Annotated in this window: 20 protein-coding genes; 13 read left to right on the forward strand and 7 right to left on the reverse strand. The window is 63.4% G+C overall.

What is annotated here, in order from left to right; genetic code table 11:
* Positions 1-6 precede the first annotated feature (6 nt).
* The 6 genes from DWF74_RS08640 to DWF74_RS08665 are packed head-to-tail and all read left to right on the forward strand — an operon-like array spanning position 7 to position 6,773.
* A complete protein-coding gene (locus tag DWF74_RS08640) occupies positions 7-732 on the forward strand; it encodes an RDD family protein (RefSeq protein ID WP_115580766.1) in 726 nt (241 codons plus the stop codon).
* A complete protein-coding gene (locus DWF74_RS08645; protein WP_102860536.1) occupies positions 729-1,709 on the forward strand; it encodes a stage II sporulation protein M in 981 nt (326 codons plus the stop codon). Before DWF74_RS08640 ends, DWF74_RS08645 begins: the two co-directional genes overlap by 4 nt.
* Positions 1,696-3,246 carry a DUF4129 domain-containing protein gene (locus DWF74_RS08650; RefSeq protein ID WP_115580767.1) on the forward strand — a complete coding sequence of 517 codons (1,551 nt, stop codon included), beginning with the start codon at positions 1,696-1,698 and terminating at the stop codon, positions 3,244-3,246. The genes DWF74_RS08645 and DWF74_RS08650 overlap by 14 nt, the downstream gene beginning before the upstream one ends.
* Positions 3,243-4,406: a DUF4350 domain-containing protein gene (locus DWF74_RS08655; protein WP_102860534.1), complete on the forward strand. Its 1,164-nt coding sequence runs from the start codon at positions 3,243-3,245 to the stop codon at positions 4,404-4,406. Before DWF74_RS08650 ends, DWF74_RS08655 begins: the two co-directional genes overlap by 4 nt.
* Positions 4,403-5,428, forward strand: coding sequence for an AAA family ATPase (locus DWF74_RS08660; RefSeq protein WP_102860533.1), 1,026 nt, complete (start codon positions 4,403-4,405; stop codon positions 5,426-5,428). The genes DWF74_RS08655 and DWF74_RS08660 overlap by 4 nt, the downstream gene beginning before the upstream one ends.
* A gap of 13 nt (positions 5,429-5,441) precedes the next feature.
* A complete protein-coding gene (locus DWF74_RS08665) occupies positions 5,442-6,773 on the forward strand; it encodes a DUF58 domain-containing protein (RefSeq protein WP_102860532.1) in 1,332 nt (443 codons plus the stop codon).
* A gap of 16 nt (positions 6,774-6,789) precedes the next feature.
* Here the strand turns inward: DWF74_RS08665 and DWF74_RS08670 are convergent, their stop codons facing one another.
* Both DWF74_RS08670 and DWF74_RS08675 read right to left on the reverse strand, forming a co-directional pair.
* A complete protein-coding gene (locus DWF74_RS08670) occupies positions 6,790-7,149 on the reverse strand; it encodes a PilZ domain-containing protein (RefSeq protein ID WP_115580768.1) in 360 nt (119 codons plus the stop codon).
* Between the two features lie 219 nt (positions 7,150-7,368).
* Positions 7,369-7,743 carry a tetratricopeptide repeat protein gene (locus DWF74_RS08675; RefSeq protein WP_115580769.1) on the reverse strand — a complete coding sequence of 125 codons (375 nt, stop codon included), beginning with the start codon at positions 7,741-7,743 and terminating at the stop codon, positions 7,369-7,371.
* Positions 7,744-7,900: 157 nt separating this feature from the next.
* On the opposite strand from DWF74_RS08675, the gene pyk reads away from it, so the two are divergent.
* Positions 7,901-9,352: a pyruvate kinase gene (gene pyk, locus DWF74_RS08680; protein ID WP_016963242.1), complete on the forward strand. Its 1,452-nt coding sequence runs from the start codon at positions 7,901-7,903 to the stop codon at positions 9,350-9,352.
* Between the two features lie 83 nt (positions 9,353-9,435).
* Here the strand turns inward: pyk and DWF74_RS08685 are convergent, their stop codons facing one another.
* The 3 genes from DWF74_RS08685 to DWF74_RS08695 are packed head-to-tail and all read right to left on the reverse strand — an operon-like array spanning position 9,436 to position 12,251.
* Complete coding sequence (locus DWF74_RS08685; RefSeq protein ID WP_102880705.1) at positions 9,436-10,185, reverse strand: enoyl-CoA hydratase-related protein; 750 nt, start codon at positions 10,183-10,185, stop codon at positions 9,436-9,438.
* 28 nt (positions 10,186-10,213) lie between these two features.
* On the reverse strand, positions 10,214-11,152 hold the full coding sequence (locus DWF74_RS08690; protein ID WP_102860528.1) for an iron-sulfur-binding ferredoxin reductase: 939 nt from the start codon (positions 11,150-11,152) through the stop codon (positions 10,214-10,216).
* On the reverse strand, positions 11,145-12,251 hold the full coding sequence (locus DWF74_RS08695) for a GGDEF domain-containing protein (RefSeq protein ID WP_102860527.1): 1,107 nt from the start codon (positions 12,249-12,251) through the stop codon (positions 11,145-11,147). Before DWF74_RS08695 ends, DWF74_RS08690 begins: the two co-directional genes overlap by 8 nt.
* Before the next feature lie 337 nt (positions 12,252-12,588).
* Here DWF74_RS08695 and DWF74_RS08700 point away from each other — a divergent pair, with 337 nt between their 5' ends.
* The 4 genes from DWF74_RS08700 (at position 12,589) to DWF74_RS08715 (ending at position 18,969) form a co-directional block, all read left to right on the forward strand.
* Positions 12,589-14,112: a fumarate hydratase gene (locus DWF74_RS08700; protein WP_102860526.1), complete on the forward strand. Its 1,524-nt coding sequence runs from the start codon at positions 12,589-12,591 to the stop codon at positions 14,110-14,112.
* A 153-nt stretch (positions 14,113-14,265) separates the two neighbouring features.
* Positions 14,266-16,032, forward strand: coding sequence for an ATP-binding protein (locus tag DWF74_RS08705; protein WP_102860525.1), 1,767 nt, complete (start codon positions 14,266-14,268; stop codon positions 16,030-16,032).
* Positions 16,026-17,360 carry a sigma-54-dependent transcriptional regulator gene (locus DWF74_RS08710; RefSeq protein ID WP_115580770.1) on the forward strand — a complete coding sequence of 445 codons (1,335 nt, stop codon included), beginning with the start codon at positions 16,026-16,028 and terminating at the stop codon, positions 17,358-17,360. The genes DWF74_RS08705 and DWF74_RS08710 overlap by 7 nt, the downstream gene beginning before the upstream one ends.
* A 286-nt stretch (positions 17,361-17,646) precedes the next feature.
* Positions 17,647-18,969 carry an MFS transporter gene (locus DWF74_RS08715; protein ID WP_047305837.1) on the forward strand — a complete coding sequence of 441 codons (1,323 nt, stop codon included), beginning with the start codon at positions 17,647-17,649 and terminating at the stop codon, positions 18,967-18,969.
* Between the two features lie 96 nt (positions 18,970-19,065).
* Here DWF74_RS08715 and DWF74_RS08720 read toward each other — a convergent pair whose 3' ends face one another.
* Complete coding sequence (locus DWF74_RS08720; RefSeq protein ID WP_115580771.1) at positions 19,066-19,821, reverse strand: COG4705 family protein; 756 nt, start codon at positions 19,819-19,821, stop codon at positions 19,066-19,068.
* Positions 19,822-20,206: 385 nt separating this feature from the next.
* Between DWF74_RS08720 and DWF74_RS08725 the strand changes: the two genes are divergently transcribed.
* Together DWF74_RS08725 and DWF74_RS08730 are read left to right on the forward strand one after the other, a co-directional pair.
* Positions 20,207-20,698 carry a heme utilization protein gene (locus DWF74_RS08725; RefSeq protein ID WP_115580772.1) on the forward strand — a complete coding sequence of 164 codons (492 nt, stop codon included), beginning with the start codon at positions 20,207-20,209 and terminating at the stop codon, positions 20,696-20,698.
* 165 nt (positions 20,699-20,863) lie between these two features.
* On the forward strand, positions 20,864-21,493 hold the full coding sequence (locus DWF74_RS08730; RefSeq protein ID WP_115580773.1) for a flavin reductase family protein: 630 nt from the start codon (positions 20,864-20,866) through the stop codon (positions 21,491-21,493).
* Between the two features lie 9 nt (positions 21,494-21,502).
* On the opposite strand, the gene DWF74_RS08735 is transcribed toward DWF74_RS08730, so the two are convergent.
* Positions 21,503-21,775, reverse strand: a complete 273-nt coding sequence (locus DWF74_RS08735; protein ID WP_060840761.1) for a hypothetical protein — start codon at positions 21,773-21,775, stop codon at positions 21,503-21,505.
* Between the last annotated feature and the right edge of the window lie 5 nt (positions 21,776-21,780).

Raw genomic sequence — 21,780 nt, forward strand, 5'->3', positions numbered from 1 at the left:
TTGCCCATGCTTGAGACGACAGCAACGCCAAGGAACGCATCGCTGCACCCGCCACTGGATACGCGGTATCAGGTCGAAACCCCCGAGGGCATCGATCTGCCGCTGCGACCGGCGGGATTGCTGGTCCGCACCCTGGCGTTTGCCCTCGATCTGGGCATCCGCGGGCTGGTGTTGGGCCTGCTGTTCATTGTGCTGGGCTTTTTCGGCGAGATCGGCATCGGTCTCGGTTCGATCCTGCTTTTCCTGATCAGCTGGTGGTACATGGTGCTGTTCGAGGTGCTGAACCAGGGCCGCTCTCCCGGCAAGCAAATAATGGGACTGCGAGTGGTTCAGGACGATGGCACCCCCATTGGCTGGAGCGCCTCCCTGACCCGCAACCTGCTGCGCTTTGCCGACATGTTGCCGTTCGGCTATTTCCTTGGCGCGATCAGTTGCCTGCAGCATCCGACCTTCAAGCGTCTGGGCGACCTGGCCGCCGGCACCCTGGTGATCTATCGCGAGCAGTCGGTCAAGCGACCGGAACTGCCACCTGCCGTCCCCCGCTCCGCGCCTTTTGCCCTGAGCCTGAACGAACAACGGGCGATTCTCGAGTTTGCCGAACGTCAGAATCAACTGTCGGCCGAGCGCACCCGGGAACTGGCGGCGATCCTCGCGCAACCGCTGCATGTACCCACCGCCCAGGCCACTGCCGAACTCAACGGCATCGCCCGCGGTTTTCTGGGAACGACATGAAACAAAGCCTTTTTGAGAACCGTCATCAGGCGCAATGGCAACAGTTCGAGCATCTGCTGGACCAGTTGGAGCGACGCCGGGTCAAAGCCGAGGACTGCCAGAACTTCATCCAGGACTACCGCCGCCTGTGCCAGCACCTGGCCCTGGCCCAGGAGCGCGGTTACAGCAGTTACCTGATCGATCCATTGCAGCAGTTGGCATTGCGCGGCCATCAGCAGTTGTACCGACAGCGCACCGCCATCAGCGCCAACGTCCTGGGCTTCATACTGGCCGGTTTTCCGCGTCTGGTGCGCCAGGAGTGGCGCCTGGTGCTGATCGCCAGCCTGCTGTTCTTCGGCAGCCTGCTGGGTATCGGCCTGTTGGTGTACCTCTACCCCGAACTGGTCTATAGCCTGGTGAGCCCGGAGCAGGTGTCGGAAATGCAGAGCATGTACGAGCCCACCGACGGACGCCTGGGACGGGTCGCCGAACGCGCCTCTAGCCAGGACTGGGTGATGTTCGGCTACTACATCATGCACAACATCGGCATCGCCTTTCAGACCTTCGCCAGCGGCCTGCTGTTTGGCCTGGGTAGTGTGTTCTTCCTGTTTTTCAACGGCCTGATGATCGGCGCCATCGCTGGCCACCTGACCCAGATCGGCTTCGGCCAGACCTTCTGGCCCTTCGTCATCGGCCATGGCGCCTTCGAGCTGAGCGCCATTGCCCTGTCCGGTGCGGCCGGGTTGAAACTGGGCTGGGCCCTGATCGCCCCCGGTCGCCTGAGCCGCGGCGAAGCCCTGTTGCAGGCTGCGCGGATAAGCGTGCAATTGGTCTACGGGGTCATCGTATTCCTGCTGATCGCGGCCTTTATCGAAGCCTACTGGTCCTCCATGACCTGGCCTGCGCCCTGGATCAAATACAGCGTCGGCGCCGCCCTGTGGAGCCTGGTGGTGGCGTACCTGACCCTGGCCGGACGTGAATCCCATGCGCCTGAGTGACGCCAGCGTGACGATCCGCCCACGCAACCCCTGGGAAGCCATGGACCTGGGGATACTGCTGAGCCAGCGTCACCGGCGCCTGCTGATGACCAGTTGGGCCATCGTCAGCCTGCCGGTGTTCGCCCTGCTGAGCCTGCTGCTGTGGCAATCCCCATCCTTGGCAGTGCTGTTGTTCTGGTGGCTGAAACCGGCCTTCGAACGCCTGCCACTGTTCATCCTCTCCAAAGCCCTGTTCGGTGAAACCCCAAGCCTGGCAGAGGCGTTGAGGCAGTGGCCACGCCTGCTCAAGCCACAATTGCTGGCCAGCCTGACCTGGCGCCGCTTCAGCATGAGCCGCAGCTTTGTCATGCCGGTGGTGCAACTTGAAGGCCTGAGTGGCGATACCCGGCAACAACGCCTGGCGGTCCTGCTGCAGCGCAATGCCGGGGCCGCACGCTGGTTGACCCTGATCGGCATGCACCTGGAAGGCGCCTTGTGGATCGGGTTGATGGTGCTGTTCTACCTGCTGCTGCCACAACAGATCGAACTGGACTGGAACTGGCAGAGCCTGGTCATCGCCGCCCAGCAGGACTGGTTCTGGCTGGAACACCTGACCAACGCCTTCTACGCTCTGGTCCTGGTGATCTGGGAGCCCATCTACGTGGCCTGTGGCTTCAGCCTGTACCTCAACCGCCGCACCGAGCTCGAGGCCTGGGACATCGAACTGGTTTTCCGTCGCCTGCGCCAGCGTCTGGCGGGCGTCACGGCGCTGCTGCTGGTGACCGGCCTGATGCTGGCGATGCCGGGCGCATCGATCTGGGCAGCCACCCCCAGCACTTCCGTGGCCGGCCCCGAAGCGCCACGACTGCTGCAGCAACCGCTGACCAGCAAAGCCTCGAAGGACAGCATCCAGGGCATCCTGGAAAAGCCGCCGTTCAAGAACCAGGAGTCGGTCACCCGCTACCGCTTCGGCGAAGAGCAGGCACAGAAGAAAGACGCCAAGGGCAAGCCGCCGGGCTGGCTCAAGAACCTGCTTGAGAACCTCGACAACAACAGTTTCGGCAGCCTCGCCAAGGGCCTGGAAATCCTCCTCTGGGCCTTGCTGCTAGGGGCCCTGGGCTGGCTGATCTGGCGCTACCGCGATTGGCTGCGAGCCTTTGTCAGCCGCCGTCCGCTACCGCGCAAGAAACGCCCCGCCGCGATCCCCCAGCAACTGTTCGGCCTGGACGTCAGCAGCGAAACCTTGCCTGCCGATGTGGCCGCCCGCGCCGAGGAACTCTGGTCCAGCCAGCCCCGGGAGGCCCTGGGCCTGCTTTACAGGGCACTGCTCAGTCGCCTGCTGGAAGACTTTCATCTGCCCCTGAGCGTGGCCGATACCGAAGGCCAGGTACTGGAGCGGATCAAGGCCTTGCAGCAACCGCCCCTGGAAGCCTTCAGCCGCGAACTGACGAAGCACTGGCAGAACATGGCCTATGGGCACCGGGTTCCCGGCGCCGATCTGCAGCCGCAACTGTGCGACGCCTGGCGCAGTCTGTTCGGCCCAGGAGCGCCAGCATGAAGCGCTATCTATGGGGCAGCCTGGCCCTGTTGCTGATCCTGGTACTGGGAGCCGCCGGCTACTACCTGTACCGCCACGCCACGCCCTATCAGGAACTCGTCGATCACGGCCCCTCGCCCGAAGCCCGCGCCAATCCCTACCTGGCCGCCGAGCTGTTTATGCGCGAACGCGGCCTCAAGGTCGATCACGCCAACGGCCTGGAAGTACTGGCCACCTTGAAGCCCGCCGGCAACAGCCTGCTGTTGCTGGGGGAGCGCTCGAACATGAGCCCGCGCCAGGCCGACCAGGTGCTGGATTGGGCCCGTGCCGGTGGCCGACTGATCTTTGTCGCCGAAGCCCTGTGGGACGATGACACTCAGCAAAGCGGTGACTTGCTGCTGGATCGGGTGCAGATCCATCAACAGCTCAGTGAAGACCTCGAGGAGCCGCCGGAACAGGAAGCCAACGACGCCTTTCCAAAGCTGACCAAAGTCTATCTGGAAGACGAACAGGCCCCGGCCTACATCGGCTTCGACACCGCCTTCCACCTGGACGACCCGGACAGCCTGGCCCAGTCCTGGGCCAACAGCGGCGTGGCCACCCACATGATCCAGCTCGACTACGGCCAGGGCTCGGTCACCGTGCTGACCGACGCCGACATCTGGAAAACCCCGGCCATCGGCCTGTACGACAACGCCTGGCTGCTGTGGTACCTCAATACCGATACGGCCGTGACCCTGCTGTTCAACACTGACCACCCGAGCCTGTGGCAATTGCTCTGGCGCTATTTTCCCCAAGCGTTGGTAGCCCTGGCCCTGTTGATCGGCCTGTGGCTGTGGCAGGCCGGTAGCCGCCAGGGGCCGTTGCTGGCACCGCCGCCCAAGGCCCGGCGTCAACTGCGGGAGCACCTGCGCGCCAGTGCCGACTTCATCCTGCGCCATGGCGGCCAGGGCCCACTGCTGCAGGCCCTGCAACTGGATATCCGGCGCCGGGCACGACGTCGCCATCCGGGTTTCGAACAACTGGAACCCGAAGCCCAGTGGGACGTCCTCGCCCTGCTCAGCCAGCAGCCTGTCGATGCTGTGCGCCAAGCCCTGCAACCGGTGTCCGGGCAGCGCCTTTCCGGTGCTGATTTCAGCCACCAGGTCGCCCACCTGCAAACTCTCAGGAATGCCCTATGAGCGAACAACCCGTCGAATCCCTTGACTCCTCCGAGGCGCCTCAGCCCCAGGTCCATGCGGCCCAGCAGCGCCAGCGGGCCAGCCAGCTGGCGCAGGCGGTGCGCCAGGAACTGCAGAAGGTGGTGATCGGCCAGGAGGCCGTGATCGATGATGTGCTGACGGCGCTGATCGCCGGTGGCCACGTGTTGCTCGAAGGCGTCCCTGGTCTGGGCAAGACGCTGCTGGTACGGGCCCTGGCCCGCTGCTTTGGCGGAGAGTTTGCACGAATCCAGTTCACCCCGGACCTGATGCCCAGCGATGTCACCGGCCACGCGGTGTACGACCTGCAGACCGAACAGTTCAAACTGCGCAAGGGTCCGCTGTTCACCAATCTGCTGTTGGCGGACGAAATCAACCGCGCCCCAGCCAAGACCCAGGCCGCGCTGCTGGAAGCCATGCAGGAACGCCAAGTGACCCTGGAAGGCCGGGCCCTGCCCATCGCCCAGCCATTCATGGTCCTGGCGACCCAGAACCCCATCGAGCAGGAAGGCACCTACCCGCTGCCGGAAGCCGAACTGGACCGTTTCATGCTCAAGTTGCGGATGGACTACCCGGACGCCGAGGAGGAACTGAACATGGTTCGCCAGGTGGCTCGCTCGACCCGCGCCGACATGCTTGATGTACAGCCCCTGCGTACCGTGCTCCAGGCCAAGGACGTGCTGGCCCTGCAGCGCATCGCCAGTGAACTGCCCCTGGACGAACAGGTGCTCGACTATGCCGTGCGCCTGGCCCGGGCCACCCGCAGCTGGCCGGGACTGACGCTGGGCGCTGGCCCGCGTGCCTCCATTGCCCTGGTGCGCGGAGCCCGGGCCCGGGCCCTGCTGCGGGGCGGCGAATTCGTGATCCCGGATGACATCAAGGGCTGCGCCCTGGCCGTGCTAAGGCATCGGGTACGGGTCGCTCCGGAGCTGGATATCGAAGGGCTGTCGGTGGAACAGGTGCTCAAGCAGATGCTCGAGCAGATTCCGGCACCGCGCCTATGAGCCGCCCACACTGATGAAGCCGACTCGTCTGTTGCTGATCTGGCTGGGCACCCTGACCGGCCTGTACATCCTCCTGGGAGCGGTGCGAGCCCTGGGTATCGAGGCGCTGCCGCGCCTGGACTCGATCGCCTGGGGCCTGTTGCTGGCGCTGTTGCTGCTGGCGCTGCTGGATGCCCTGCGCTTGTCGCGCCTGGCGTCGCCCGAGATACAGCGTCAGTTGCCCGGCAGCCTGCCCCTGGGACGCTGGAGCGAAGTGCAACTGGAGATCCGCCACCCTTATCGGCAAGCGCTTGAGGTGCAACTGTTCGACCATCCGCCCCAGGGCTTGAGCTTTGAGCACCTGCCACAATCGGTGAGCCTGGAGCCGGGCCAGGTCAGCCGAGTGGGGTATAGCGTGCGACCGCTGCAACGAGGGCATTTCAACTTCCACCAATGTGAAGTCAGCCTGCCCAGCCCCTTGGGTCTGTGGAGCGCCAGACGACGGTTGAAGGTCCACGACAGCTCCCGGGTCTACCCGGACTTCGCCCGCCTCTATGGCGCGCAGTTGCTGGCAGTGGACAACTGGCTCAGCCAACTCGGGGTGCGCCAGTTGCAACGCCGCGGGCTGGGCCTGGAGTTCAATCAACTGCGGGAGTTTCGCGAAGGCGACAGCCTGCGGCAGATCGACTGGAAAGCCACCGCCCGCCAGCGCACGCCCATCGCCCGGGAGTATCAGGACGAACGCGACCAGCAGATCATCTTCATGCTCGACTGCGGACGCCGCATGCGCAGCCAGGACGGCGAGCTGGCGCACTTCGACCATGCCCTCAACGCTTGCCTGCTGCTCAGCTATGTCGCGCTGCGCCAGGGGGATGCCGTGGGCCTCTACAGTTTTGCCGGAGAGCGCTCGCGCTACCTTGCGCCAGTCAAGGGCTCGGCCCAACTGAGTGTGCTGCTCAACGGCGTCTACGACCTGGACACCAGCCAGCGTCCAGCCGACTACCAGGCTGCAGCCAGTGAATTGCTGGCGCGGCAGAAGCGTCGGGCGCTGGTGGTACTGGTCACCAACCTGCGGGATGAAGACGACCAGGAGTTGCTGACTGCGGTCAAACGCATCAGCCGCCAGCACCGGGTACTGGTGGCCAGCCTGCGCGAGGAAGTGCTCGATCAGTTGCGCCAAAGCCCAGTGCAGACCTTGCCCGAGGCGCTGATCTACAGTGCCGCCGTGAACTACCTCAATAGCCGGGCCGAACTGCATGAACGCCTGAGCGCCCACGGCATCGCCCTGCTCGACGCCCGTCCAGGCGAGCTGGGGGCGGAGCTGGTCAGCCGGTATCTGAGCTGGAAGAAAGCCGGCAGCCTGTAGCGGGCTACCGCGACATTCAGGCCGATGTCTGCAACGGATGGAAGCTGAAGTAGTGCCGCAAGACCTGCTCCAGTTCAGCGAATTCGGCGGTCGCCCGCAGCAGGCTGAAACCGCTGTCGTACTGGTGAGGGGTCAGGTCCTCATGGCACCACAGGCAACAGGCGCTGAAATCGATGAACTGCGTCTGTCCATCACTGCCGGGGACTTTCACCCGCAGCTCGAACTCGGCACCGATCAGCATCGGCAACTGGCTGATCAACATCAGCCCGTCAGCGGAAATATTGCCCAGGTAACCGACAGGCTTGTCGGTAAACCGGTTGAAGACTTTCAAGTAGGACGGCAGTTGATGCCGCTCGATCCGAGGTTCCGTGAACATGCTGGGTATCGCTATGAAAGGTCATTAAGCATGACCGCACTAGTGCTTCGGAACGGGCCTTGAGTAGCGGCTCGTTCTCCCGGATTCGAGGTGCGAGGAAAATCTTCACAAGGATTTCAACGCCACTGCGCCAGGCAGGAACCGTGCAGTGTTCGAACAACCTGTACAAATGTTAGCTCAAGCGCGAGGGGCAATTACACTGCCCCTGACCGGTATCGCTTACAACGCTGTACGGCGAACTTGTGCTGCACCGTTTGCCGGGTAATGCCCCAGTTGCTGCAAGGTGTCCAGGCGCGCACGGGCACGGAAGGCATACTCGCTGCTGGGGTACTGGGTAATGATGAACTGATAAGTCTGCGCCGCATCGACGAACAACTTCTGCCGCTCCAGGCATTGCCCGCGCAGCATCGACACTTCCGGCTGGATGTAAGGCCGCGCACGGCTGTTGCGGTCGACCTGGCTCAACTCGAGCATCACGCTCTCGCAGTTGCCGCGGTCATAAGCGCGGTAGGCGTTATTCAAATGATGGTTCATGGACCAGCGGGTGCAGCCGACAACACTGACGGCCAAGATAGCAATGAGTACGAATCGCATGGGGTATCTCCTGTCTTGTGCAGTGTATCGACTCATCGGCAAAAATCTTCAAGGTTGTTGCGGTAAACAAACAAAGCAATAAGTAGTGCAAACGAACAATGACTACAACTTCGGAGCATAGTAGCCTCTCGTTGCGCTTGAACTCAGGAGTCCGTGCATGTCCGTTCGTCGTACCAAAATCGTTGCCACCCTTGGCCCGGCCAGTAACTCGCCGGAAGTTCTCGAACAGTTGATTCTCGCGGGCCTGGATGTTGCCCGTCTGAACTTCTCCCACGGCACTCCGGACGAGCACAAGGCTCGCGCCCAACTGGTCCGCGACCTGGCCGCCAAGCACGGCCGCTTCGTGGCCATCCTCGGCGACCTGCAAGGCCCGAAAATCCGCATCGCCAAATTCGCCAACAAGCGTATCGAACTGAAGATCGGTGACAAGTTCACCTTCTCCACCGTGCACCCGCTGACCGAAGGTAACCAGGACATTGTCGGCATCGACTACCCGGACCTGGTCAAGGACTGCGGCGTCAATGACGAACTGCTACTGGACGATGGCCGCGTGGTGATGCGCGTGGAAACCGCCACCGCCACCGAGCTGCATTGCGTGGTGACCGTGGGCGGCCCGCTGTCCGACCACAAAGGCATCAACCGTCGTGGCGGCGGCCTGACCGCTCCGGCCCTGACCGAAAAGGACAAGGCCGACATCAAGCTGGCGGCCGAAATGCAGGTCGACTACCTGGCCGTGTCCTTCCCTCGCGACGCCGCCGATATGGAATACGCGCGCAAACTGCGTGACGAATCCGGTGGTACGGCCTGGCTGGTGGCCAAGATCGAACGCGCCGAAGCCGTGGCCGACGACGAAACCCTCGATGGCCTGATCAACGCCAGTGACGCCGTGATGGTGGCCCGTGGCGACCTGGGTGTGGAAATCGGCGACGCCGAGCTGGTGGGCATCCAGAAGAAAATCATTCTTCACGCGCGCCGCCACAACAAGGCAGTGATCGTCGCGACCCAGATGATGGAGTCGATGATCCAGAACCCGATGCCGACCCGTGCCGAAGTGTCCGACGTGGCCAACGCCGTGCTCGACTACACCGACGCGGTCATGCTCTCGGCAGAAAGCGCCGCCGGTGCCTACCCGCTGGAAGCGGTCCAGGCCATGGCGCGGATCTGTGTCGGTGCGGAAAAGCACCCCACCAGCAAGACCTCCAGCCACCGCATGGGCAAGGTGTTCGAAAGCTGCGACCAGAGCATCGCCCTGGCCGCCATGTACACCGCCAACCACTTCCCGGGCGTGAAGGCCATCATCGCCCTGACCGAAAGCGGCTACACCCCGTTGATCATGTCGCGCATCCGTTCCTCGGTGCCGATCTATGCCTACTCCCCGCACCGTGAAACCCAGGCGCGTGCAGCCATGTTCCGCGGCGTCTACACCATCCCGTTCGACCCGGCTTCCCTGCCGCCTGAGCAAGTCAGCCAGGCTGCGATCGACGAGTTGCTCAAGCGCGGCGTAGTAGAGAAAGGCGACTGGGTGATTCTCACCAAGGGCGACAGCTACCACACCACCGGCGGCACCAATGGCATGAAGATCCTGCACGTTGGCGACCCGATGGTCTGAGCCCTGGCTCGCTGAACGCAAAAGCCCCGGAGGTGGAAACCCCGGGGCTTTTTTGTGTCCGTCCTTCCCTGTAGCGACAGGTGTTAGCCTTTGGCGAAAAAACCCGACAAGGCGGCGATGGCTTCTGGTGAACGCAGGCGCTGAGTGAACTGCGCGCCCTCTTCTTCTATTACCTGGCGCAGTTGCTCACGATAGGGAGCCTTCATCAGGCGCTTGCTCACCTGCACCGCCTCCGGCGCCAGTTGGCTGAAACGCAATGCCGCCTCCCTGGCTTTGGCCAGGGCTGCCGCGCCATCTCCCAGGGCCGCAGTGGCAATGCCCCAGGCCGCCGCCTGTTCACCACTGAAGCCTTCGCCGAGCAGCAACAACTCAGCGGCCTTGGCCTGTCCCAGCAAGCGCGGCAGGATCAGGCTCGAGCCAAATTCCGGGCACAGCCCGAGGTTGACGAACGGCATGCGCAACCGTGCATCACGGCTGACATAGACCAGATCGCAATGCAGCAACAAGGTGGTGCCAATGCCCACGGCCGCGCCGGCCACCGCAGCCACCACCGGCTTGCGGCAATCGAGCAGGTTGCGCATGAACTGGAACACCGGGCTGTCGAGGTCCCTGGGCGGCTGTTGCAGGAAGTCGGCGATGTCGTTGCCGGCGGTAAAGCATTCACTGCTGCCGCAGATCAGCAGGGCATTGATTTGCGGATCGGCGTCCGCCTCGGCCAGGGCTTGCGCCAGACGACTGTACATGGCACGGGTCAGGGCGTTTTTCTTGTCGGGGCGGTTCAGGCGCAGGGTCAGCAGCCCGCCCTCGCGTTGCAGCTCGATGGCATCGGTCATGAAGATCTCGCTCTGGAAAAATCAGCGCTCAACCACGGGGCAGGAACACATCGGCCAGCAGTTGATTGCGCGGCAGCCCCGCCAGGTACAGGCGTCGGGCAAAGGCCTCGACACTGTCGGGGTGCCCGCAGAGTAAGGCCTGGGTTTGCCGGGAAACAAGTCGCAGTTGCGCCAGGGCCGTCGCCAGCTGCGCGCCCTGCCACAGCTCCACACTCAGCTGGGGACGGTTCGCTGCCAGGGCTGCCAAGGGTTTGGCCAGGTAATGTTCGGTGGCGTCATGGGCCAGGTGAATGATGCGGATAGGGCCTTGGTGATCCTGACGCAGGGCTTCGCGCAACACCCCGAACAAGGGCGCCAGGCCGGTTCCCGAGGCCAGCAGCCAGAGCGGTCGCTGCTGCCAGTCCGGATCGTAGTGCAAGGCGCCGCCGCGCAACTCGCCCAGGCGGATCGGGTCGCCCAGTTGCAACTGGCGTGCGGCGTCGCTGAATTGTCCCGGATGCCGGCAGTCCAGATGAAACTCCAGGAAGCGGTCCTCTTCCGGCAGACTGGCCAGGGAATACGGCCGGGCGATCTGGCTGGTGGTCCACAGCACCAGGTGCTGGCCGGCGCGATAACGCAATGGCCGCTCAGGCTGCAGACGCAAGCGCAGGACTGTGGGCGATAGCCAGTCGAGCCCGACCACTTGGGCCGGCCGGCCATCGCGCAACGGATCGAACGTCTCGACCTGCAGGTCCTCCACCACCTGGCACTGGCAGGCCAGGCGCCAGCCACGGCGGCGCTGTTCATCGCTCAGGGCATCCGGCCGACTGTCGTTGGGCAGGCCCTGGACGCAATGCACCAGGCAGGCATGACAACTGCCGGCGCGACAACTGTAGGGCACCGCCACACCGGCCTGATTCAAGGCATCCAGCAGGTTGCTTGCCGGTGCCACTGTCCAGCGCCGGCTGCCCACGGTCAATTCAGGCATCGAGGTTTTCCCAGGCGGCGGAACAACGATTGCGGCCGTCGCGCTTGGCCCGGTACAGCGCCTGATCGGCGCGTTGCAGGGCATTGTCCAGATCATCGCCGGCCTGCAGCAGGGTCATCCCTGCCGACAGGCTCAGGTCACGCACATTCAGGCCCACCAATTGCACCTCCATGAAGGCCAGGCGCAGACGCTCGCAACAAGAGGTCAGGCGCTCGGCATCACAGTCGGGCAGTAGCACCACAAACTCCTCACCGCCGTAGCGGGCCAGTACATCACCGTCCCGCAGGCAGGCCGTGGCCACCGCGGCGAACGCCTGCAGCACCTGATCGCCTGCCGCATGGCCGTGAAGATCGTTGATGCGCTTGAAATGATCCAGGTCGATCAGCGCCAGCCCATGCATCTGTTCCTGGTCCATGGCCTGCAACTCACGGCTGGCGATACGCAGGAAGTGTCGGCGATTGAACAGCCCGGTCAACTCATCGGTAGCCACCAGATCTTCCAGTTGCCGCATCATCCCCCGCAGGGTGTCCTGATGGGCCTGCAAGGCAAAACGCCGTTGCCGCATGCGCGAACGCGACGCCTGGACATAGGCAGCGTACAGGCACATCCACACCAGCATCACCAGCAGCACACAGAGTTGCAGCGCCGCCAGCTGGGGATCCTTGAGGACAAAGCGATAGCCGTCCCACAGGTTGACCCCGGCAAAACAGAAGAAGATCAGCGCCGCGCAACGCAGGTAGGCCCGACGGGATAAATGAAACAGGCCGAACAGCAGCGGCAGGATATAGAACACCAGGAAAGCGCCCCGGGCCTGATCCAGGTGGGCGATCAGCCAGGTCTGCCAGGCAATGCCCAGGACCACTTGGACTTCAGTCAGGCTGGGATCGGCAAAGCGCAGGTTGCGCCCGCTGATGAACACCCAGCACAGCAGGCCCTGAGTGGCCAACACCAACCCCGAGGCCAACAGCGCACTGCTGGTGGAGGCGCGATAGTGCCCCGCGAGAACCGCCAGCCAGAACAGCAGCAGGATCAGTCCGTAGGTGCCCGCAGCAATGGTGAAGCGCTTGAATAACAAGCTCTGGATGGCTTTATGGGTCAATCGTTGACTCACCGTGAGAAAGGAGGCTTAAAGAGTTTCCTACCCTGCAGGCCAGTTGCAACTTTAGTGCTGCGCCCGGCAAATGACTATCCAAATTTTAAGCCGTGTTCTGCGGTTTTGCCGCTGATTCACGCAAGAACAGTGCCCACCCGATGGGCGACTTTCGTTTGCCCGGCTGGCGGGTGTGCCGGGCCCCCAGGCGCGGTATACTGCCGCGCCTTTTTAGCGTCGCGCCAGTTGTCTGTCCGGCGTGCCTTAGAAGGTGTCTGCAACCGACCGATACACCCTGCTGCAGCCACCTTATTAAATGTTCCCGTCTTTTAGAGGAGCGCGACTCATGACCGTGATCAAGCAAGACGACCTGATTCAGAGCGTTGCCGACGCCCTGCAGTTCATTTCCTACTACCACCCCGTGGACTTCATCCAGGCGATGCACGAGGCCTACCTGCGCGAGGAATCGCCGGCCGCTCGTGACTCCATGGCACAGATCCTGATCAACTCGCGCATGTGCGCCACCGGCCACCGGCCGATCTGCCAGGACACCGGGATCGTCACCGTGTTCGTTCGCGTGGGCATGGACGTGCGCTGGGACGGCGCCACCATGAGCCTGGACGACATGATCAACGAAGGCGTGCGTCGCGCCTACAACCTGCCGGAAAACGTCCTGCGCGCTTCCATCCTGGCCGACCCGGCAGGCGCTCGGAAAAACACCAAGGACAACACCCCGGCGGTGATCCACTACTCCATCGTTCCCGGCAACACCGTGGAAGTGGACGTGGCGGCCAAGGGCGGCGGCTCCGAGAACAAATCGAAGATGGCCATGCTCAACCCGTCCGACTCCATCGTCGACTGGGTCCTCAAGACCGTACCGACCATGGGTGCCGGCTGGTGCCCACCGGGCATGTTGGGCATCGGCATCGGCGGCACCGCCGAAAAGGCTGCGGTGATGGCCAAGGAAGTGTTGATGGAGTCCATCGACATCCACGAGCTCAAGGCCCGTGGCCCGTCCAACCGCATCGAAGAAATGCGCTTGGAGCTGTTCGAGAAGGTCAACCAACTGGGCATCGGCGCCCAGGGCCTGGGTGGCCTGACCACGGTGCTCGACGTGAAGATCATGGACTACCCGACCCACGCCGCCTCCCTGCCGGTGTGCATGATCCCCAACTGCGCCGCCACCCGTCACGCGCATTTCGTGCTCGACGGTTCCGGCCCGGCCGCACTGGAAGCGCCACCTCTGGACGCCTACCCGGAAATCGTCTGGGAAGCCGGTCCGTCGGCACGTCGGGTCAACCTCGACACCCTGACCCCGGAAGACGTGCAAAGCTGGAAGCCGGGCGAGACCGTGCTGCTCAACGGCAAGATGCTCACCGGCCGCGACGCGGCGCACAAGCGCATGGTGGAGATGCTGAACAAGGGTGAAACCCTGCCGGTAGACCTCAAGGGTCGCTTCATCTACTACGTCGGCCCGGTTGATCCGGTGGGCGACGAAGTGGTGGGCCCGGCCGGCCCGACCACTGCCACGCGGATGGACAAGTTCACCCGGCAGATCCTCGAGCAGACCGGCCTGCTGGGCATGATCGGCAAGTCCGAGCGTGGCCCGACCGCCATCGACGCGATCAAGGACAACAAGGCCGTGTACCTGATGGCCGTCGGCGGCGCCGCCTACCTGGTGGCCCAGGCGATCAAGAAGTCCAAGGTCCTGGCCTTCGCCGAACTGGGCATGGAAGCGATCTACGAGTTCGAGGTCAAGGACATGCCAGTGACTGTCGCCGTCGACAGCAAGGGCGAGTCGGTCCACATCACAGGTCCTGCCATCTGGCAGAAAAAGATCAGTGACAGCCTGGCGGTAGAAGTGCAGTAAGCCCTTCTAACGTTTGGCCAAAGCGGCGGTGCTGTTGAGACAACAGCCCGTCGCTTTTTTTATGCCGCGCCCTTTCGCGACACTGTCGGCGATCAACGTTCCACCCGTCGCTCATGCTATCGTTCCCGCCCCCATTGCAGCCTGCCCCGACTCATGGCCCAGATCTCTCGCCCTATCCGCTTGACGTTCTATATCCTGGTTATTCTCGCTGGCACCGTCATCAGCGCCGGCCTGGCCATGCGCCACGCCGAACGCCAGACGCTGGTGGAGGATGCCGCCCGAGCCAATGAACAGCTAGGGCTGTACGCCAACTCGCTGCACACCCTGATCGAACGCTATCGCGCCCTGCCAGCGGTGCTGGCCCTGGACCCGGAATTGCGTTCGGCACTTCAGGGCCCGGTGACGGCAGACACCCAGGATGCACTGAACCGCAAACTGGAAAAGATCAACGGCGCCGCCCGCTCCTCGACCCTGGAACTGCTGAACCATGAAGGCCTGGCCGTGGCGGCCAGCAACTGGCGACTGCCCAGCAGCTATGTCGGCCACAACTATGGTTTTCGCCCCTACTTCAAGCAGACCCGCAGCCAGGGCAGCGGGCGTTTCTACGCCGTGGGCGTCACCAGCGGCATTCCGGGGTATTTCCTCTCCAGCGCGGTCAAGGCCGACAACGAGGACTTCCTCGGGGCCATGGTGGTCAAGCTGGAGTTCCCCGAACTGGAGCATGAATGGAGCCAGGGCAACGACACCCTGCTGGTGAGCGACGCCCGAGGCATCATCTTTATCGCCAACCAGCCCGGCTGGCGTTACCGGCAGTTGCAACCGCTGTCCGCAAACGACCTGGCGGAGATCAAGCTGACCCGCCAGTACGACAAGCAACCGCTGACGGCGCTGCAACATACGACCCTGCAAACATTCGACGACAACAGCAGACTGGTCCAGGTCGAAGGCCCCGAGGGCGTGGCCAACTATCTCTGGGAATCCCTGCCGCTGACCGCCGAAGGCTGGACCCTGCACCTGCTGCGCAAGCCGGCCAGCGCTTTCGAGGAAAGCCGCAATGCCGGGCTGGCGGCCGCCGGCGCCTGGCTGACCCTGGTGTTCCTGTTGCTGTTCCTCAGCCAACGCTGGCGCTTGGGGAAAATCCGCCAGCGCAACCGTGAAGAGCTGGAACAGTTGGTCCAGGAACGCACTCGGGATCTGCGCACCGCCCAGGAAGGCCTGGTGCAATCGGCCAAGCTGGCCGCCCTGGGGCAGATGTCCGCGGCCCTGGCCCATGAAATCAACCAACCCCTGACCGCCCAGCGCATGCAGCTTGCCACGCTGCGGCTGCTGCTGGATCACGGCCGGGTGGATGAGGCTTACAAAGCCCTGCGACCATTGGACGACATGCTGACCCGCATGGCCGCCCTTACCAGCCACCTCAAGACCTTCGCCCGCAAGAGCCCCAGCGGCCTGCGCGAACGCCTGGATCTGGCCGCGGTGGTGGACCAGTCGCTGCAGTTGCTGGAAACCCGGCTGCGTGCCGAAGACATCCAGATCGAGCTGCACCTGACGCGCCCGGCCTGGGTTCGCGGTGATGCCATCCGCCTGGAGCAGGTGCTGATCAACCTGCTGCGCAATGCCCTCGACGCCATGCACAACAAGCCTGAAAAGCACCTGCAGATCAGCCTCGAGGCCGAGGACCAATTGTGGCAACTGCGGGTCGCCGACAACGGCGGCGGGATCGCCGAAGAGCACCTGCTGAGCGTGTTCGACCCGTTCTTCACCACCAAGCCGGTGGGTGATGGCCTGGGCCTGGGGCTGGCCGTGTCCTACGCCATCGTCCATGAACTGGGGGGACGCTTGAGCGCCGCCAACCAGAATCAGGGCGCGGTGTTCACCCTCAGCCTGCCCATCGATCTGGAAGCGCACATCCAATGCTGAACTCGGTAATCGTGGTGGATGACGAGGCCAGCATCCGTACCGCCGTCGAACAATGGCTGAGCCTGTCGGGGTTCGAGGTCCAGCTGTTCAGTCGCGCCGAGGATTGCCTGGCGCAACTGCCGAAGAACTTCCCCGGGGTGATCCTCAGCGATGTGCGCATGCCCGGTATCAGCGGCCTGGAGCTGCTGGCCCAGGTCCAGCGCCTGGACCCCGACCTGCCGATCATCCTGCTGACCGGTCACGGTGACGTGCCCATGGCGGTCGAGGCCATGCGCGACGGTGCCTATGACTTCCTGGAAAAACCCTTCAGCCCCGACACCCTGCTCAGCAGCCTGCGCCGGGCCCTGGACAAACGCCGCCTGGTCCTGGAAAACCGTCGCCTGCACCAGCAGGCTGACAGCCGGGCCAAGCTCGACGCCACCCTGCTCGGCATGTCCCGGGCCCTGCAGACCCTGCGCCGCCAGGTACTGGATCTGGCCGCCTTGCCCGTGAATGTGCTGATCCGAGGTGAAACCGGCAGCGGCAAGGAATTGATCGCCCGCTGCCTGCACGACTTCGGTCCCCGGGCCGGCAAGCCCTTTGTCGCCCTGAACTGCGCAGCGATCCCCGAGCAGCTGTTCGAGGCCGAGTTGTTCGGCCATGAAAGCGGCGCCTTCACCGGCGCCCAGGGCAAGCGCATCGGCAAGCTGGAGTACGCCCATGGCGGCACGCTGTTTCTCGACGAGATCGAAAGCATGCCCCTGGCCCAGCAGGTCAAGCTACTGCGGGTACTGCAGGAGCAGAAACTGGAACGCCTGGGCTCCAACCAGAGCATCAAGGTCGACCTGCGGGTGATCGCCGCCACCAAGCCCGACCTGCTGGAGGAGGCCCGGGCCGGACGCTTTCGCGAAGACCTGGCCTATCGCCTGACCGTGGCCGAACTGCGCCTGCCGCCACTGCGTGAGCGCCGCGAGGATATTCCACAGCTCTACGAACACTTCGCCCAGGCCGCCGCCGAGCGCCTGGGGCGCAGCGTCGCGCCCTTGAGTGGCACCCAGTTGAGCCGCCTGCTCAGTCACGACTGGCCGGGCAACGTGCGCGAACTGGCCAACGCCGCCGAGCGTCAGGTGCTGGGCCTCGGGGAGCCGGAGGCCGAAGTCCTCGAAGCCGGCCAATCCCTGGCCGCGCAGCAAGAAGCCTTCGAAGCCCAGTGCCTGCGCGCTGCCCTGACTCGCCACAAGGGCGAGATCAAGGCCGTGCTCAACGAACTGCAACTGCCGCGCCGGACCCTGAATGAAAAAATGCAGCGTCACGGCCTGACCCGGGAAATGTTCCTCAAAGACCCATAACCCTCGTCCCTGTAGAAGCCGGCTTGCCGGCGAACAGGCCCTCAAGCCAGGTGTAGCCCCACCCATACCCGCAAACGGCAAGCCGCCCGAACACGCCTCCCAGGTGCCGCGCACCTTTCGGCAATTTCCCGCCTACCCCACAGGCACCCATAGGCGGATTTCCGCTCATCACCACCGATCAAACCCTTCTAGCCCGGGCCTCTTGTCCTTGGCACAGGTCCTGCTACAGCCCCAGCAGGCTGCGCTTGCGCGCGCTCCACAAAAACAATGAATAGAAGGGTCCGTCATGGATATCTCTAATACCCTGCCTGCCGGGTCGGCGGCTGCATCCGCCACCGAAAAGACCACCGCCAGCCGCCTGAAGTCGATCTTCAGCGGTTCCGTGGGCAACATGGTCGAGTGGTACGACTGGTACGTCTACGCGGCATTCTCGCTGTACTTCGCCAAAGTCTTCTTCCCCAAGGGCGACACCACCGCGCAACTGCTGAACACCGCTGCGATCTTCGCCGTGGGCTTCCTGATGCGCCCGATCGGTGGCTGGCTGATGGGCCTGTACGCCGACCGCAAAGGCCGTAAAGCCGCGCTGATGGCTTCGGTGCTGCTGATGTGCTTCGGCTCGCTGATCATCGCCCTGACCCCGGGTTACGAAACCATCGGCGTCGGCGCCCCCATCCTGCTGGTGCTGGCGCGCCTGATGCAGGGCCTGTCGGTGGGTGGTGAATACGGCACCTCGGCCACCTACCTCAGCGAGATGGCGACCAAGGAACGTCGCGGCTTCTTCTCCAGCTTCCAGTACGTGACCCTGATCTCCGGTCAGCTCATCGCCCTGGGAGTACTGATCGTGCTGCAGAACATTCTGACCACCGAGGAGCTGCAATCCTGGGGCTGGCGGATTCCGTTCGGCATCGGCGCCCTGTGTGCGGTCGTGGCCCTGTACCTGCGTCGCGGCATGGAAGAAACCGAGTCCTTCACCAAGAAGAAAGAGAAGCCCAAAGAAAGCCTGATGCGCACCCTGATGCGTCATCCCAAGGAACTGATGACCGTGGTCGGCCTGACCATGGGCGGCACCCTGGCCTTCTACACCTACACCACCTACATGCAGAAATACCTGGTGAACACCGTCGGCATGAGCATTTCCGACTCCACCACCATTTCTGCCGCCACGCTGTTCCTGTTCATGTGCCTGCAGCCGGTGATCGGTGCACTCTCGGACAAGGTGGGCCGGCGGCCGATCCTGATCGCCTTCGGCATCCTCGGCACCCTGTTCACCGTGCCGATCCTCACCACCCTGCACACCATCCAGACCTGGTGGGGCGCGTTCTTCCTGATCATGGCGGCACTGATCATCGTCAGTGGCTACACCTCAATCAACGCGGTGGTGAAGGCCGAGCTGTTCCCCACTGAAATCCGTGCCCTGGGCGTGGGCCTGCCCTACGCGCTGACCGTATCGATCTTCGGCGGCACTGCGGAATACATCGCCCTGTGGTTCAAGAGCATCGGCATGGAAACCGGCTACTACTGGTACGTCACCGCCTGTATTGCCTGTTCGTTGCTGGTCTACGCGACCATGAAGGACACCCGCAAGCATTCGCGGATCGAGACCGACTGAAAACCACAGCGCCCGGGTGCAAGGCCCGGGCGCTTTTTCGCGATCTGTGGGGAGGCGTTCGCCGGCCAGCCGGCGCCTACAGAAAGTGGGTGTGGCTCAGGAGAGTTCGGCGGCGCCCTGGCGCGCGTAGCGGTTCTGGGCCCAGGCCGCGCCGACAATCATCACCAGCAGAATCCCCGCCAGTACCGCCGACGAGCCGATGGTGCCGAAATCCAGCCCGCCCTTTTCATGGGGCTTGGTGAGGAAATCGCCCAGGGTGGCGCCGAACGGCCGAGTCAGCACGAAGGCCACCCAGAACAGCAGCACCGACGAGAGCCGGGTGAGGTACTTGAGCAGGACCACCACGGCAATGGTCGAGCCGATCAGCAACGCGCCGCCGGCAAAACCCAGCCCCGAATCGTCCGCCAGGTAATCGCCCAGGGCGGTGCCCAGGGTGTTGGAAAACAGGATCGCCATCCAATAGAACAGCTCGCCGCGAAAGGTCTGGATCCTGTTGACGTTCAGCGAGTCGCCACTCAGGCGCCAGGTGGCGAAGATCGCCAGCAGCATCCCGATCAGGATCAGCGAGCCACTGGCATAGCCCAGGCCCAGGGTGCGGTCCATGAAGTCCGACAGGGTGGTGCCGGCGGTACTGGTGGAGAGAATCACCATCCAGTACAGCACCGGGTTGTAGGTCTTGGACCACAGCTGGGTGACCAGGGTCAGCAGGAACACGCTGATCAGGATCATCGAGCTGATGGCGTAACCGACATTGAGGGTCATCGACAGCAGATCACCGGCGGTTTCCCCCAAGGTTGTCGCGCAGATTTTCATGACCCAGAAGGCCAGGGTGATCTGGGGAAGTTTGTTCATTGATCAAGGAGCTCCAAGGGTCGCATTCAAAATGGCCTGTCGTGGGTTGCAGGCCTGCGCGAAGGCTGAAGGCTCGGGGGTGAAAAATAGGTCGGGGCCGAATGAAAAAACCGTCGATGGTTTTTTAATCCTTTCCTGCCCCATGGACTGAGCCATTAACGGTCAGTTAATGCCGGCTCCTTAGGCTGCTACTGAATCCAAGTTGCGACTTGGTGCGTATCTGTAATGAGGCCTGAATGCGCTGATCGGCGGTGAGAGACGCCCCTATACACATCGATAAATTCGATTTTAATAAGCATTTATTTGCGCTTTTTAATCAACTTTATCGGAGTAGGATTCACATCAAGCCCAACGCAAACACCTCAACGAACCCGGAGACACCGCCATGAAAACCAAACTGATCCTCGCCCTGACCCTGTCGGTACTGGCTGCCAATACCTTCGCGGCCGACGGTTACGACCGCACCGGTTCCGCCACCCTCGCCGCCGACGGTTACGATCGCACCGGTTCCGCCACCTTCGCCGCCGATGGCTACGATCGCACCGGTTCCGCCACCTTCGCCGCCGATGGCTACGATCGCACCGGTTCCGCCACCTTCGCCGCCGACGGCTACGATCGCACCGGTTCCGCCACCCTCGCCGCCGACGGTTACGATCGCACCGGTTCCGCCACCTTCGCCGCCGACGGCTACGATCGCACCGGTTCCGCCACCCTTGCTGAAGACGGCTACGATCGCACCGGTTCCGCCACCTTCGCCGCCGATGGCTACGATCGCACCGGTTCCGCCACCCTCGCTGAAGACGGCTACGATCGCACCGGTTCCGCCACCTTCGCGGCCGACGGCTACGATCGCACCGGTTCCGCCACCATCAGCTGATCGACTCACCTGACATCACAGCCCGGCTTCGGCCGGGCTTAGTCTTTTGTGCTCCGCCAACATCCCCCGTCAGCGGCCTAAACCGGGGTTTGGAACGCTGGAATTCGAGCCGTGCGCACTGCACTATGGCGCCCTTCACTCGCCCCACAGCAGGAACCTTGAGCCATGTCCGACGATATCCACTTCTACCAACCCGCCCTGGGCCACGGTCTGCCCCATGACCCGTTCAATGCCATCGTCGGCCCGCGTCCCATCGGCTGGATCTCTTCCCAGGATGCACAAGGCCGGCTGAACCTGGCGCCTTACAGCTTCTTCAATGCCTTCAACTACATTCCGCCGATCATTGGGTTCTCCAGCGTCGGGCGCAAAGACAGCCTGAACAACATCGAGGCCACCGGAGAATTCGCCTGGAACCTGGCCACCCGGCCACTGGCCGAGCAGATGAACCAGAGCTGCGCCGCGGTTGCGCCCGAGGTCGACGAGTTCGCCCTGGCCGGCCTGACGCCCGTGGCGTCGAAGGTCATCAGTGTGCCGCGGGTCGCCGAGAGCCCGGTGTCCTTCGAGTGCAAGGTCACCCAGATCATTCAATTGCAGCGGGCGGACAAAGAGCGGGTGCCGAGCTGGCTGATCCTCGGCGAGGTGGTCGCCGTGCATATCGCCAAGTGGCTGCTCAAGGACGGGATCTACGACACCGCCGCGGCAGAACCGATTCTGCGCGGCGGCGGACCGGCGGATTACTTCCAACTGGGGCCGGAAGCGTTGTTCAAGATGCACCGCCCGGGGGCGGTCAAGTAGCGCGGCGAATCAGTCGGCTTTCCAGCTCAATTCGCCGTCCTGATCGACGTCGGCCAGTTGTTCGAGTTGTTGTGCGGCAGCCTGGTCGGCGTCATGGGCAGTCTTGAACCTCTGCTCATCCAGGACTTTGTGAAAGCGCGGGGCGCCCGATGCTCCGAGGGCTTTGACGGCGATGGCGGCGCTGTATCCGCCCTCCCCCGGAACCACCGCGGAAACGGCTTCGTAATGTGCAAACTCTTTGCGTGCCATGTTGCAAGTCCTGGCCAATGAAAAGTCGGCCATTCTAA

It is taken from the genome of Pseudomonas protegens (assembly GCF_003363755.1).
In the GTDB taxonomy this organism is placed as follows: Bacteria; Pseudomonadota; Gammaproteobacteria; order Pseudomonadales; family Pseudomonadaceae; genus Aquipseudomonas; species Aquipseudomonas danubii.